At 68.3% G+C, this 14,070-nt stretch carries 14 protein-coding genes; 12 read left to right on the top strand and 2 right to left on the bottom strand.

Annotation, left to right across the window (positions count from 1 at the left end):
* Positions 1 to 94: 94 nt before the first annotated feature.
* Both P3102_RS23175 and P3102_RS23170 read right to left on the bottom strand, forming a co-directional pair.
* A complete protein-coding gene (locus P3102_RS23175) occupies positions 95 to 949 on the bottom strand; it encodes an ABC transporter permease (protein ID WP_276361711.1) in 855 nt (284 codons plus the stop codon).
* Positions 946 to 1,890 carry an ATP-binding cassette domain-containing protein gene (locus P3102_RS23170; protein WP_276361709.1) on the bottom strand — a complete coding sequence of 315 codons (945 nt, stop codon included), beginning with the start codon at positions 1,888 to 1,890 and terminating at the stop codon, positions 946 to 948. Before P3102_RS23170 ends, P3102_RS23175 begins: the two co-directional genes overlap by 4 nt.
* A gap of 285 nt (positions 1,891 to 2,175) precedes the next feature.
* On the opposite strand from P3102_RS23170, the gene P3102_RS23165 reads away from it, so the two are divergent.
* From P3102_RS23165 to P3102_RS23110, 12 genes are all read left to right on the top strand, one after another.
* On the top strand, positions 2,176 to 3,774 hold the full coding sequence (locus P3102_RS23165) for a DUF6801 domain-containing protein (protein WP_276361708.1): 1,599 nt from the start codon (positions 2,176 to 2,178) through the stop codon (positions 3,772 to 3,774).
* 200 nt (positions 3,775 to 3,974) lie between these two features.
* The gene (locus P3102_RS23160) at positions 3,975 to 4,748 is read left to right on the top strand and encodes a hypothetical protein (RefSeq protein WP_276361706.1); all 774 of its coding nucleotides are present in this window, start codon (positions 3,975 to 3,977) and stop codon (positions 4,746 to 4,748) included.
* Positions 4,749 to 4,750: 2 nt separating this feature from the next.
* Entirely contained in the window at positions 4,751 to 5,554 is an 804-nt protein-coding gene (locus P3102_RS23155; RefSeq protein WP_037340326.1) for an ABC transporter permease, read from the top strand.
* A 4-nt stretch (positions 5,555 to 5,558) separates the two neighbouring features.
* Positions 5,559 to 6,398 carry an ABC transporter permease gene (locus P3102_RS23150; RefSeq protein WP_276361704.1) on the top strand — a complete coding sequence of 280 codons (840 nt, stop codon included), beginning with the start codon at positions 5,559 to 5,561 and terminating at the stop codon, positions 6,396 to 6,398.
* Complete coding sequence (locus tag P3102_RS23145; RefSeq protein ID WP_276361702.1) at positions 6,395 to 7,618, top strand: MCE family protein; 1,224 nt, start codon at positions 6,395 to 6,397, stop codon at positions 7,616 to 7,618. The genes P3102_RS23150 and P3102_RS23145 overlap by 4 nt, the downstream gene beginning before the upstream one ends.
* On the top strand, positions 7,615 to 8,628 hold the full coding sequence (locus P3102_RS23140; protein ID WP_276361701.1) for an MlaD family protein: 1,014 nt from the start codon (positions 7,615 to 7,617) through the stop codon (positions 8,626 to 8,628). The genes P3102_RS23145 and P3102_RS23140 overlap by 4 nt, the downstream gene beginning before the upstream one ends.
* The gene (locus P3102_RS23135; RefSeq protein ID WP_276361700.1) at positions 8,619 to 9,635 is read left to right on the top strand and encodes an MCE family protein; all 1,017 of its coding nucleotides are present in this window, start codon (positions 8,619 to 8,621) and stop codon (positions 9,633 to 9,635) included. Before P3102_RS23140 ends, P3102_RS23135 begins: the two co-directional genes overlap by 10 nt.
* On the top strand, positions 9,635 to 10,639 hold the full coding sequence (locus P3102_RS23130; RefSeq protein ID WP_276361698.1) for an MCE family protein: 1,005 nt from the start codon (positions 9,635 to 9,637) through the stop codon (positions 10,637 to 10,639). Before P3102_RS23135 ends, P3102_RS23130 begins: the two co-directional genes overlap by 1 nt.
* A complete protein-coding gene (locus tag P3102_RS23125) occupies positions 10,636 to 11,613 on the top strand; it encodes an MCE family protein (protein ID WP_276361697.1) in 978 nt (325 codons plus the stop codon). Before P3102_RS23130 ends, P3102_RS23125 begins: the two co-directional genes overlap by 4 nt.
* A complete protein-coding gene (locus P3102_RS23120) occupies positions 11,613 to 12,713 on the top strand; it encodes an MlaD family protein (protein WP_276361695.1) in 1,101 nt (366 codons plus the stop codon). Before P3102_RS23125 ends, P3102_RS23120 begins: the two co-directional genes overlap by 1 nt.
* 5 nt (positions 12,714 to 12,718) lie before the next feature.
* Complete coding sequence (locus P3102_RS23115; RefSeq protein ID WP_276361694.1) at positions 12,719 to 13,222, top strand: hypothetical protein; 504 nt, start codon at positions 12,719 to 12,721, stop codon at positions 13,220 to 13,222.
* 11 nt (positions 13,223 to 13,233) lie between these two features.
* Entirely contained in the window at positions 13,234 to 13,950 is a 717-nt protein-coding gene (locus tag P3102_RS23110; protein WP_346660141.1) for a hypothetical protein, read from the top strand.
* Positions 13,951 to 14,070: the final 120 nt, after the last annotated feature.

The following is a 14,070-nucleotide window of genomic DNA, read 5'->3' as shown; positions in this document are numbered from 1 at the left end:
CGTAACTCACGCGGTGCGAGAGTTACGTCTTCAAGCACGCGAGTTACGTCCTTAAGCACGCGAGTTACGTCTCCAAGCACGTGAGTTCCGGGGTTCAGGCCATCGGGGTGACGTCTCGCGGGGTCCGGAACGTCCGCGCCGCGATCCATCCGCCCGCCGACGCGGCCACGGCCGCGATCGCGAGCGAGACCGGGATCGACCAGCCCGAAGGCCTGCCCAGCGCGAGCGCTCTCGTCGCGTCGATCGCGTAAGTCAGGGGGTTGAGCGCCGAAACCACCCGCAGCCAGGCGGGCATCGTCTCGAGCGGCATGTACGCGCTGGACGAGAACATCAGCGGGAACATCACCACGAAGGAAGCCATTTGCAGGGTTTCGGCCTTGCGCAGCCAGGTCGTGATGGCGACGAAGATCCAGCTCAGACACCAGCCGACGACGAGGGTGAGCAGAAGTGCCGCGGTGACACCGAGAACGCCGCCGGTCGGCCGGAAGCCCAGCAGCACCACGCTGGCGAGCGCGGTCACCAGCAGTTGCACGCCGAGTCTGGCGGAGTCGGAGATGGTGCGCGCCACCAGGACGGCGGAAAGACTGATGGGCATGCACCGGAGACGTCCGGTGAAGCCACTGTAGATCTCCGCGAGCAGGCCGGCGCCCGAACTCATCGCCGTGGTCATCGCGATGTTCACCAGCGTCGCCGGGACGAGGAAGTTCACGTACCCCTGATAGGCCGCGACCCCGGGAAGCGTGCTGACCCCGGTGAAGACCTGGCTGAACAGCAGCAGCAGCACGATCGGCTGCAGCAGACCGAAGAACACCAGGCGCCGGTCGCCGAACGCGGTCTTCAGCGACCGGGCGGCGAGCACCCGGACCTGGGTGACGAAGGTGCTCGGCGGCCAGGCCGCCGGATCGGTCAGCACGGACGGGGTCGGCGCGCGGTGGCGGGCTTCGGTCATGTCGCGACCACCGGATTCCGGTGCAGGGAAAGGTAGACGTCGTCGAGCGTCGGCTCGGCGACGGTGAGGTCCTTCATCGGCGCGCCCGCCGCGTCGAGCGCGCGGACCAGCACGGTGATGTCGGCGGGCCCGGAAAGCGCGACACCGATCACCAGCCCGGAGGCCGACGTCGTGCAGCCCATGCCGAGCCGGTGCAGCGCGGCCAGCGCCCGGCGGGCGGCGAGGTCGGTGCCGAAGGTCAGGGTCGCGGTCCGTTCCCCCAGCCGGGCCTTCAGTTCCGACGGCCGCCCGGAAACCGTGACGTGCCCCAGCCCCAGCACGATGACCTGATCCGCCAGTCTGTCCGCCTCCTCGAGGTACTGCGTGGTGAGCACGACGGTGGTGCCGCGCGCGGCGAGCCGTTCGACGCCGTCCCAGAGCCCGGCCCGGCTGAGCGGGTCGAGGCCGGTCGTCGGTTCGTCGAGGAAAAGGACTTCGGGGGAACCGACGAGCCCGGCGGCGAGATCGAGCCGCCGGCGCATACCGCCGGAGTACGTTCGCGCGGGACGGTCCGAGGCGTCGTCGAGGCCGAACATGGCGAGCAGTTCGGCCGCGCGGGCCCTGGCCTGGCGCCGGTTCGCGCCCAGCAGCCTGGCGACGAGTTCGAGGTTGCCGCGGCCGGAGAGCGCGTCGTCGACCGCCGCGAACTGGCCGGTGACCCCGATCCGCCGCCGGACGTGCTGCCCGGCGCGCACGACGTCGAAACCGCAGACCTTGGCGCTGCCGCCGCTCGGCTTGACGCGGGTGCTGAGGATGTCGATCAGCGTCGTCTTGCCGGCGCCGTTGTGGCCGAGTACCGCGAGCACGGTGCCGCGGCCGACGCGAAGGCTGACGCCGGCGAGGGCCGTCACTTCACCGTAGTGCTTGGCGAGGCCGGTCACCTCGATGGCAGCCTGCTCCATTCGCCGAACGTAGCGGCTGTTCCGACACGGCCGCAATGAACGCGAGCGGACTCCTGGTGCGTGTGACAGTTCCTCGCTCACGGCCGCTGACGGAGGTGACAAAAGCGATTTCGCGAAGAAGCCGATGCCAGTGAATCAACCGGCCGACCGCATGCGTATGACAAAGAAAAAGCGACGATTTCGGTTTTCTTGCCGGTGCGGGAGCGCGCAGGTAATTTGTCGATTTCGTGTCCACGCCGGTTCGGCCGGAACACGCAATTCTCCGATTCCCCGGGAGTGACCGCTGTGAAGTTCCCACCGAAGTCGAAAAGATCCGTGCCGGCCTTGGCCGCCGGTACGGTGGCCGCCGTCGCGGCCACCCTGGCCGTCGTCGGTTCCGGCTTGAGTGAGGCGGCGCCGGCGTCGCTGACGCTGAAGTACACCTGCCCGTTCCCGTTGATCGGCGCCCAGACCCTGGTCGTGAAGATCGACACCGTCCTGCCGGACGACGCCGTGGCCGGGAAGACCTCCACCCCGATCACGTTCGACGTCGACGTCACCGTCCCGGCGGACGCGACAGCGGGACTCACGCTCGTGGGTGCCACCACCGTCGAAGGCAGCGCGAAGGCCGCCGCGGTGCTGAAGTATCCGGTCGACAAGACGCTGAACCTCGGCCTGCCGCTGGCCATCCCGGTCACGCCGGTGCCGGAATCGGGCGAATTCCACGTCAAGACGAGCGGAAAAGCGCCCGCGGTCACGTTCCCCAGCCCGGGCACCGCTTCGGTGACGGTCGGGAACTTCAGCACCACCATGACGCCGAAGAACGCGCAGGGGCAGCCGACCGACCTCGGCACCTTCACCTCGGACTGTGTCGTCCAGCCGGGACAGAACCAGCAGCTGGGGACGTTCGAGATCAAACCCGCGGGTGGTGGCACCACGACGCCGACCACGCCCACCACGCCCACCACGCAGCCGACGCCCACGACGGAACCCACGCCGACCACGGAGCCGACGCCGACTCAGCCGACGTCGACCACGCAGCCGACGCCGACGACAGAGCCGACGCCGACTCAGCCGACGTCGACCACGCAGCCGACTCCCACGACCCAGCCGACTCCCACCACGGAACCCACGCCGACCACGGAGCCGACCCCGACTCAGCCGACGTCGACCACGCAACCGACGCCGACGACGGAACCCACGCCGACCACGACCCAGCCGACGAGCCCGACCACGCCACCGACGCCCACCACGGAGCCGACGCCCACCACGGAGCCGACGCCGACGACCGAGCCCACCCCCACGTCGAGCACCCAGCCGACGCCCACCACGGAGCCGACGCCGACGACGAAGCCGACGAGCCCGACCACGACGACCACCACGACGCAGCCGCCGGGTGAAACCCGGATCATCTACGGCGTCAAGGGCAAGACCACGATCGCCGGGCTGAACGCGAGGCTCCCGCTCGGTCCCGGTGAGTTCAGCGCGAAGCTGAACGCGCAGTCGGGCAGGTTCACCGGCCAGTTGTCGCTGCCGCCGTCGAACGTGCAGTTCCGTTTCCTCGGTTTCTTCCCGGCTTCGGCGACGGTGAAGATCAACCAGGTCGGTGCGGTGACGGGCACCGTCGACGCCGGCGCGGTGAAGGCCGACGCGAAGGTCGACGTCAAGCTGCTCACGGTGCGGCTGTTCGGGTTCCCGATCATGGCGAGTTCGACGTGCAAGACCGCCCGGCCTGCCGACATCCCACTGGTTTCGTCGCACGGCTTCGACCCGATGAAGGGCGGCAAGCTGACCGCTGAATACAAGCTGCCGCAGTTCCGCGGCTGTGGCCTGCTGACCCCGATGATCAGCGCGATGGCCTCCGGCGACGGGAACAGCCTGGAGATCACCTTGAAGAAGAACTAGGTCCCCGTCCCGTGAGTGGTGATGAGGGGAGAACCGTCATCGCCACTCACGGGACCCGACGCAGAACAGTTACGGCCATTACAATATTTCCGCGGTTCCGCCCCGCCATTCCCGCATTGCTTGTGTCGCTGATCTTCCGCCAGTAGCGTGCTGCACGAGTTGGCCGTTCGGCCGGAGAAAGCAGAAGTGAGGAAGCCCGAATGTCAGTGCTGACCGGGCGCGTTCCGCGCGCCTTCCTGCTCCCGGTGATGCTGGGGCTGGGGGCGCTTTCCTTGGCATCCGCCTCCGCCGAGCCCGCGCGGATCCAGCAGGCCCCACCCGAAAACCCGCCCGCCGCCGCGCAAGCCGGGCTGAAGTTCAGCTTCTACGTCGGTGACGATAAGCAGCCCACCACGAGCCACGTCGCGAAACTCGGCTCGGACATCACGTTCCCGCAGGGCCTGTTCGACGGCGCGATCCTCGGCTTCACCGGCAGGGTGCCGATCACCGGCAAGCTCGCCATCCCGCCGACGTCGAGCTATTTCGTGTCGTTCCGGTTCATGCCGGCCACCGGCGACGTCGAACTCGTCCCGGACGGCGACGCCACCGGGACCGTGCTCGTGAAGACCGGCCCCACCGGCGATTGCAAAGCGGTCGGCACCTCGATCTGCGCGGACACCGACGTCACCAACAAGGTGTTCATCAAGCTCTCGAACGTCAAAGTGGACGGCAAGGTGCTCGACGTCGGGCCGAACTGCCGGACCGCGCAGCCGGCGGTGGTGAACATCAAGGCCCTGGTGCCCCTCGCGTTCCCCGCTTCGCCGGTGAAGGTCACCAGCACCTTCGCCACACCCGGGTTCACCGGGTGCGGCGTGCGCGAAGACCTGAGCCCGTTGCTCACCGGCCTGGTTTCCGGCCCCGGCAACACCCTGGTCACCCACCTCATGCTGCGGTGCGTCGGCTCGGGCCCGCCCCCCAACGGATGCGGAGCCTGACGATGGCCAATCCTGTCGCCCTGCTCGCCCGCGCGCCGGAGAAGGCCGCCGCGGGACTGCGCGAATTCGGCCGCATGTGCGCCATGGGGATCGACGTCGTCCTCGCGATGTTCCGCCGCCCGGTGCAGGTGCGGGAGTTCATCCAGCAGTTCTGGTTCATCGCCAGTGTGTCGATCACGCCGGCGATCCTCGTGTCGATCCCGTTCGGCGCGGTCATCTCGCTGCAACTCGGTTCGCTCACGAGTCAGATCGGCGCACAGCAGTTCAACGGTGCCGCGAGTGTCCTCGCCGTGGTGCAACAGGCCAGCCCGATCGTGACCACGCTGATCATCGCGGGCGCGGGCGGTTCGGCGATCTGCGCGGACCTGGGTGCCCGCTCCATCCGCGAGGAGATCGACGCGATGGAGGTGCTCGGCGTCTCGCCGATCCACCGGCTGATCGTGCCCCGTGTGCAGGCGGCCATCGGCGTTTCGGTGCTGCTGAACGGTTTGGTCAGTGTCGTCGGTGTGCTCGGCGGCTACTTCTTCAACGTCATCGTGCAGGGCGGCACTCCGGGCGCGTATCTCGCGAGCTTCAACGCGCTGGCCCAGCTGCCCGACCTGGTGGTCAGCTCGATCAAGGCGTTCATCTTCGGCTTCCTCGCCGGTGTCGTCGCGGCCTATCGGGGGCTGAATCCCAGGGGTGGCCCCAAAGGCGTCGGTGACGTCGTGAACCAGTCGGTGGTGATCACGTTCCTGCTCCTGTTCTTCGTCAACACCATCCTGACCGCGCTGTACCTGCAGCTCGTCCCGGCGAAGGGAACCTGATCCCGTGACCAGCGTCCCCGAACGGGCCAAGGAAGCGTTCAAACGCCCCGGCAACAGTCTCTTCGAGCTGGGCGACCAGTTGCTGTTCTACATCCGCGCGCTCGCGGCGATCCCGATGGCCGTCACCCGCTACTTCCGCGAAGTGGTACGCCTGCTCGCCGAGGTGACCTTCGGCAGCGGGGCACTGGCGGTGATCGGCGGCACCGTCGGCGTGATGGTCGGCCTGTGCGTGTTCACCGGGATCACGGTGGGGCTGCAAGGGTTCAGCGCGCTGAACCAGATCAACATCTCCGCGATGACCGGCTTCCTCACCGCGTACTTCAACACGCGTGAGATCGCGCCGCTCTCGGCGGGGCTCGCGTTGTCCGCGACGGTCGGCGCCGGGTTCACCGCGCAGCTGGGCGCCATGCGGATCTCCGAGGAGATCGACGCGCTGGAGGTGATGGCCGTGCGCAGCATGCCGTACCTCGTCACCACCCGGATCGTGGCCGGGTTCATCGCGATCATCCCGCTCTACGTGATCGGCCTGCTGATCTCCTACCTCGGTTCGCGGGTGACCACGGTCGTCTTCTTCGGACAGTCCGGCGGAACCTACGACCACTACTTCTCCCTGTTCCTCCCGCCTGAAGACGTCCTGTGGTCGTTCGCCAAGGTGCTCGTGTTCAGCGTCGGCGTCATCCTCACGCACTGCTTCTACGGCTATCGCGCCGCGGGCGGCCCGGCGGGCGTCGGGGTCGCGGTCGGCCGCGCGGTGCGGACGTCGATCGTGCTGATCAGCGTGCTCGATCTGTTCCTCAGCCTGGCGATCTGGGGCGCCACCACGACGGTGAAGGTCTCCGGATGAGCGCGCGGGCACGGACGCAGGCGGCCGGGGTGATCTTCCTCGTCATCCTGGTGCTGCTCGGCTGGCTCTCCGTCGCGATCTTCAACAAGGACTTCGACCGCGCCGAACTGGTCACCCTGAAGACCGACCGGGTCGGCAACCAGCTCGCCCCGCCCGCCGAGGTCAAGGTCCGAGGGGTTCCGTTCGGCGAGGTCAGGGCCGTCCGGGGCAGTGCGGACGGCGCGGAGATCGACCTCGCCATCGACCCGGCGAAGATCGATCAGCTGCCGCGCAACGTCTCGGCCCGGCTGTTGCCGAAGACGGTCTTCGGTGAGCGGTACGTCAATCTCGTGCTCCCGGACCGGCCGGAAGGTGGCGCGTTGCAGGACGGCGACGTCATCGGCCAGGACCGGTCGGCCAACGCGATCGAACTGGAACGCGTCCTCGGTGATCTGCTGCCGCTGCTGCGGGCGGTGCAGCCGCAGAAGCTGAACAGTTCCCTCGGCGCGATCTCGCTCGCGCTCGACAATCGCGGGAAGTCCTTGGGGGACAGCATCGTCCAGCTCGACGACCTGCTCGGTCAGGTGAACCCGCTGATGCCGCGGTTCAAGGCCGACATCAGCGGCCTCGCCGACGTGGCGGACCTCTACACCGGGGCGGCGCCGGACATCCTCAAGGCCCTTTCGGATCTCTCGACGACGGCGAAGACCATCGTGGACACTCGGGCGGATCTCGACAAACTGTACGGCAGTGTCACTACCGCGAGCGGCGACCTGAACAAGTTCCTGGTGCAGAACAAGGACAACATCATCGGCGTCAGTGTGAAGAGCAGGCCGACCCTGGAGCTGCTTTCCCGGTATTCCCCGGAATTCCCCTGTCTGTTCGACGCGGTGAACCGGCTCAAACCGGTGATGGAGAAGGCCCTGGGCAAGGGCACCGGCGAGCCGGGGCTGCACGTGACGCTGTCCGTCCACGACCCGCGCGACAAGTACGTGCCCGGCCGGGACGATCCGCGGTTCGACCAGAAGGGCGGCCCGCGGTGCTACGGCGGCGGCGGGACTTCGGCGGCGGTGGCGTTCGCCGCCGATGGGGACCTCGGACCGGCCAATTCGAAGGGGGAGCGAGGGCTGGTCGCCGAGTTGCTGGCGCCGTCGCTCGGGATGAAGCCGGCCGAGGTCCCGGACTGGAGCAGCGTGCTCGTGGGCCCGGCCTTGCGTGGTACGGAGGTGACCGTCCGATGAGGGGTATCGCGGGGCCGGCGATCAAAGGCCTGATCTTCTTCGTGATCACGGTGGTGGCGACCGGGATCCTGGCCGTCACCATCGCCAACTCCGGGGTCGGTACGACGGTCGGCTACACCGCCAGGTTCACCGACGCCACGTCGGTCAACCCCGGCGACGAGGTCCGCATGTCCGGTGTCCGCATCGGACAGGTGGATTCGATCGGGGTGGTCGAGCGACGGCTGGCGGACGTGCGGTTCTCCATCGAGAACAAGCGACGGCTCACTTCCGGAGCCACGGTCACGATCAGGTACCGCAACCTCGTCGGCCAGCGGTATCTCTCGATCGATCCCGGCCCGGACGGTCCGGCGGTACTGGACGAGGGCACGCTGATCCCGCCGGAGCGGACGCGTCCGGCACTGGATCTCACCGCGTTGTTCAACGGGTTCAAACCGCTGTTCCAGGCGCTGTCGCCGAACGACGTCAACCAGTTGTCGTTCGAGATCGTCCAGGTGCTGCAGGGCGAGGGGAGCACCGTCGACAGCCTGCTCGAACACACCGCGTCGCTCACGAGCACCCTGGCGGGCAAGGACGAGGTGATCGGCCAGGTGGTCGGGAACCTCAACACGGTGCTCGACACGCTGAACTCGCAAGGCGATCAGTTCGACGAACTCGTGGACGTGACCGCGCAGCTGGTCTCCGGGCTCGCCGGTGACGCGAAACCCATCGGACAGGCGATCGGCGGGCTCGGCGAGCTCACCACGGCCACCGCGGACCTGCTCCAGGACGGCCGCGCGCCGTTGAAGGACAGCATCGACGCCCTCGGCGACCTGTCGAAGAACCTCGCCGACAACACCCCGGTGTTCGAGCAGTTCCTGACGAACCTCCCGAAGAAGCTGGACCGCATCGGCGCGATGGTCTCCTACGGCTCGTGGTTCAACTTCTACCTGTGCTCGGTCGAATCGGACGCGCCACCGGCACCGGGCGGCCCGCCGGTCGGCATCCCGGTGACCCAGGGACGGTGCCGGTGAAAGCGCCGAGGATCAAACCCTTCCGGGCCCGCAACCCGATCGTCGTCGGCACCGTCACGGCGGTGCTGATGGCCGCGGCGGGCTCGGCCGTCTTCTTCTCCGACGACCTGCCGCTGATCGGCGGTGGCACCACCTACGCGGCCGAGTTCACCGAAGCCGCCGGGCTCAAACGCAACGACGAGGTCCGGGTCGCCGGGGTGAAGGTCGGCGAGGTGTCCGACGTCCTGCTGGACGGTGGCCACGTCAAGGTCCTGTTCCGGGTCAAGGACACCTGGATCGGCAACCGCACCACCGCCGCCATCAAGATCAAGACCTTGCTGGGGCAGAAGAACCTGGTCCTCGACCCGGTCGGCAGTGGGGAACTCGACCCGGACGAGCCGATCCCGGTGCAGCGCACCAGTTCGCCCTACGACGTCACCACGGTGTTCAACGACCTCGCGAACACGGTCGGCGCGATCGACACCGATCAGCTGGCCAAGGCGTTCGGCACGATGTCGGAAACGCTCGGCGCCTCCACGCCTCAGGAGGTCCGGACGGCCTTCGACGGCATCACCGCGCTGTCCAAGACGCTCGCTTCGCGCGACGAGGAGCTGGTGAAGCTGTTCCAGAACACCAACAAGGTGTCCCAGACCCTCGGCGAGCGGTCGCAGCAGATCGAGGCGCTGATCCGTGACGGCAACACGCTGCTCACGGAACTGAACGCGCGCAAGGACGCCATCGCGAAACTGTTCAGCGGCGTGAAGAACTTGTCGGTGCAGCTCAAGGGGCTGGTGGCGGACAACCAGAAGACGCTCGGACCCGCGCTGGACCAGCTCGATCGCGTGGCCACCGTGCTGCAGCGCAACCAGGACAAACTCGACGAGAGCCTGCGGCTGGCCGGCCCCTTCTACCGGTTGCTCGGCAACGCGGTCGGCAACGGCCGCTGGATCGACACCTACCTCTGCGGGCTCGTCCCGACCGGTGGCACACCGGGCAGCTGCATGCCGTCAAGGAACGGGGGACGCTGATGGGGCGCCACTTCACGTTGGCCGATCTCGGTGGACAGGCCCGGCGCCGGTCCTGGATGCGGCGAATCGCGCTCGCCGTCGTCGTGGGGCTGCTCGTCACGGCGGCCTGGCCGCTGCTGACCCGGCAGGCCGACCGCGTCGTGACCGGGTTCTTCACCGCGACCGTCGGGGTGTACCCGAACACCGAGGTGCGTGTGCTCGGGGTCCCGATCGGTTCGGTGACCAAGGTCGAGCCGCGGGGTACGAACGTCGAGGTGACCATGACGGTCCGGCCGGACGTGAAACTGCCGGCCGACGTCGGCGCCGTCGTGATTACCCCGAGCCTGGTCGCCGACCGGTACGTCCAGCTCACCCCCGTGTACCTGGGCGGGCCGGAACTGGGCGATGACGCCCGCATCCCGCCCGAGCGCACCGTGACCCCGGTCGAGGTCGACGAACTCCTGGGCAGCCTCAACCAGTTGATGACCGCGCTGGGGCCGAAAGGCGCCAACCGGGACGGCGCGGTCAGTGACGTCCTGACCAAGGCCGCGGCCTATCTCGACGGCAACGGCGGCAAACTCGGCGAGGCGATCAAGAACCTCGGCGAGTTCGCCCGGACGGCGAGCGATTCGAAGGACGACCTGTTCGACTCCGTCGACAACATCAGCAAGTTCACCGCGATGCTCGCCGCGAACGACGGCCAGGTGAAACAGGCGATCCAGCAGATCTCCTCGATCAGCAGGATCCTGGCCGATCAGCGGGACCAGTTCTCCGGCGCGATGACCGAACTCACCGAGGCGCTCAGCGTGGTTCAGGGCTTCATCAAGGACAATCGCGGAAAGGTGAAGTCCGATGTGGACAAACTCGCCGAGATCACCAAGGTGCTCAGCCGGCAGAAGGCGTCACTGAGCGAGGCGCTCGACGCGGCGCCGAACGCGCTGGCGAACGTCCTCGGCGCGTACAACCAGGGCGCCGGAACACTGGACGGCCGAGGGAACATCACCGAATTCTCGGGGGCGAAATGAAAACCCGGCTCGCTGCCGTCCTGGTCCTCGTGCTGGCCGCCACCGGGTGCGGCGGTGGTGTCGACGTCTACGACATCCCCTTGCCGGGCGGTGCCGCGCTGGGCGAGCGGCCGATCCACGTCACGGCCAGTTTCAGCAACGTGCTGGATCTGGTGCCGCAGTCCGGGGTGAAGGTCAACGACGTCCCGGTCGGCCAGGTGCGGACCGTCGAACTGGCGCCGGACGGCCGCAGCGCGGTGGTCGGACTGCTGCTCAACGGGGACGTGAACCTGCCTGCCAACGCCGTCGCGCGGCTGCGGCAGGCGAGCATCCTCGGCGAGAAGTTCGTCGAGCTCGCGCCGCCGGACGACGGCACCCCGAGCGGGCGGCTGGCCGACGGCGCGGTGATCCCGCTGGCGCGATCGTCGCTGACCCCGGAGATCGAAGAGGTCTTCGGCGCGCTTTCCCTGCTGCTCAATGGTGGAGGCGTCGCGCAGGTGCAGAACATCACCCGCGAACTCAACGACGCGCTCGGCGGCAAGGAAAGCGCGGCCCGCAGTCTGCTGGCCAATCTGGACACCTTCGTCCGCGGGCTCGACGAACACAAGGCCGAGATCACCCGCGCCATCGAGAGCGTCAACAAGCTCGCGGTGACCCTGAACGCGAACACCGAGGAGATCAAGGCGACACTGAACGGGCTCACGCCGGGGATCGAGGTGCTGAACCAGCAGCGTCAGGCGCTGGTCGGGATGCTGAAGTCGCTGGACGGGCTCACTTCGGTCGCGGTCGACACGGTGAACCGCAGCAAGGACGACCTCGTCGCGGATCTGAAGGCACTCGAACCGCTGCTGCGGAAACTGGCCGACTCGGGGGACAAGCTGCCGAAGGCGATGGAGATGATCTTCACCTTCCCGTTCCCCGACGCCGCGCTCGAGGCCATCCGCGGTGACTACCTGAACACGTTCCTCACCTTCAAGAACAGTGGTGGCCGCTGATGCTGACCAGATTCGTCCGCGCCCAGCTGGTGGTCTTCGTGGTCATCGCGGTCCTCGGCGTCGCGTATGTCGGCGCGACGTACGCGGGACTGGACAAAATGGTGCTGGACCGCGGGTACACCGTCAAAGTGCGGCTCGCCACCGGTGGCGGGATCTTCGGCAACGCCGAGGTCACCTATCGGGGAGTGCCGATCGGCCGGGTCGGCGAACTGCGGCTGACCACCTCCGGGATGGAGGTGGATCTCGAAATCGAGCCGGGTGCCCCGGAAGTGCCGGCGGACACCGAAGCCGTCGTCGCCAACCGGTCCGCCGTCGGCGAGCAGTATGTCGACCTGCGGCCGCGGCGTGGTGACGGCAGCATGCTGCGGGACGGTTCGGTGATCAGCGAGGCGGATACGAAGATCCCGCTGCCGGTGGACGTCGTGCTGTCCAGTGTGGACTCCTTCGCCAACTCGGTGCCGAAACCGGCCCTGCGCACCGTGGTCGACGAGCTGTACAACGCCACCTCCGACGCGGGTCCGGCACTGGACCAGCTCGTCGGGCGGGGGATCGAGTTCGTGCGGGAAGCCAGTGCGCACGTCGGGCCGGTGACCAGGCTCGTGACCGACGCGCAGACCGTGCTCGACACGCAGATCTCGCAGGCGGACGCGATCCGCTCGTTCGGGGCCAACGCGAAACTGCTCGCCGCGACGCTGAAGAACTCCGACGGTGATCTTCGCCGGCTGATCCCGGCCGTCCCGGCGGCCGCGAACGAGGTCAGCACACTCCTGCGGGAGACCGGACCGAACCTCGGCGTCCTGCTGGCGAACCTGCTGACCACCGCGGACGTACTGGAGACGCGACAGGACGGCCTCGAGCAACTGCTGGTCACCGCACCGAAAGCAGTCGCCGCGGGGCACGCGATCATGGGGCCGGACGGCGCGCGTGTGGGCCTGTCGCTGACGTTCTTCGATCCGCCGCCGTGCGTCACCGGCTACGGAACCGCCTACCGCGACGGACTCGACACGTCGCCGCGGCCGTTGAACACCGCGGCGCGCTGTGCCCTGCCCAAGGGCAACCCGACGAACGTGCGCGGTTCGCAGAACGTGCCGGGAAGGTGAAGGCCATGACTCGAATCACCGCATTCCTCGCGGCGGTCGCCACCGCGCTGGCGGCCTGGTTCGGCTACTCCTGGTGGGACGCCGGCCGGGACGAAGGCGTCGCGCGGGCCACGGTCCGCGAGGAGGCGTTGCAGGTGGGCAGGCAGGCGGTCACCGCACTGACCACCTTGGACTACCGGCAGGCGGAGCAGGGCTACCAGAACTGGCTGAACCTGTCCGGTGGCGCGTTGCACGAGGAGCTGGCGCGGGACCGGGAAGGCGGACTCGGCCGGATCGATCAGGCGAAGACCGTCACCACCGGGCGGGTCGTCGACGCCGCGGTGACCGAAGTGGACAGTGGCGGCGGGACCGCCGAGGTGATCGCCTCGGTCGAACTCGAAGTCCGGCCCGAAGGCGGGGAAGCCGTCACCAAGCACAACCGGTTCCGCGCCGGCCTGAACCGCACGCCGGACGGGTGGCGCGTCACGTCGCTCGGCCAGGTGCCGGTGACCGACACCGGAAAGCCCTGACGGAGGACGGGATGACCACGAAACGAGCCGTCAAACCGGCGCGGCGCACCGTGAAGGTGGCCGGGAAGATGGGCGGGAGCACCCGGGTTCTCGAAGCGCCCGACGATGAGGTTGCCGAAAAGGCGGTCGCTGAAGAGGCGGTCGCAGGAGAGACTGACCCAGGAGAGGCTGACCCAGGAGAGGCTGACCCAGGAGGGACTGTCGCTGAAGAGACGCCGGTCGCTGTTCCCGTGCGGCGGCGGGGCGCCCTGGTGTTCGGCGCCGTCGCGCTGGTGATGTCCGGCCTCGCGGGATGGTTCGCCATCGAGGCGCGGGACACCACGGCGGTGCTGGCGCACAACACCGCGCTGACCGACGTCGCCACCACCGCGGAGGTCGGCGACCAGATCGGCAAGGCGCTCGGCACCGTGTTCTCGTACCGTTACGACGACCCCGCCAAGAGCGAACAGGCCGCGAAAGAGGTACTCACCGGACCGGCGCTGGGACAGTACGACCAGCTTTTCGCGCAGGTCAGAGGGCTGGCGGCGGAGCAGAAGCTGGTCGTCACCTCGACCCCGGTGGTCGCGGGGGTCAAGGTCCTCGACGGGGACCGGGCGTCGCTGCTGGTGTTCCTGGACCAGACCGGCGTCCGCGGGGACGGGCAGCGCAGTACGGGTGCGGCTCAGCTGAGCGTCAGCGCGGAACGCTCCGAGGGAAAGTGGCGGGTCACCACCCTGGCCGCGGCCTGACGTCCAACGGTCCGCCCGGTCGGCCTGCGACCCCTCCTCGGTCCATGAAGGCCCCCTTCCTTGCGCCAGGCGCAAGGAAGGGGGCCTTCATGGACCACTGGATGGAGTCGCGAAAGTCTT

The organism is Amycolatopsis sp. QT-25 (assembly GCF_029369745.1).
Classification (GTDB): domain Bacteria; phylum Actinomycetota; class Actinomycetes; order Mycobacteriales; family Pseudonocardiaceae; genus Amycolatopsis.
Note: the sequence above shows the minus strand (reverse complement) of the source record. Positions and strands in the feature narration are given on the sequence as shown.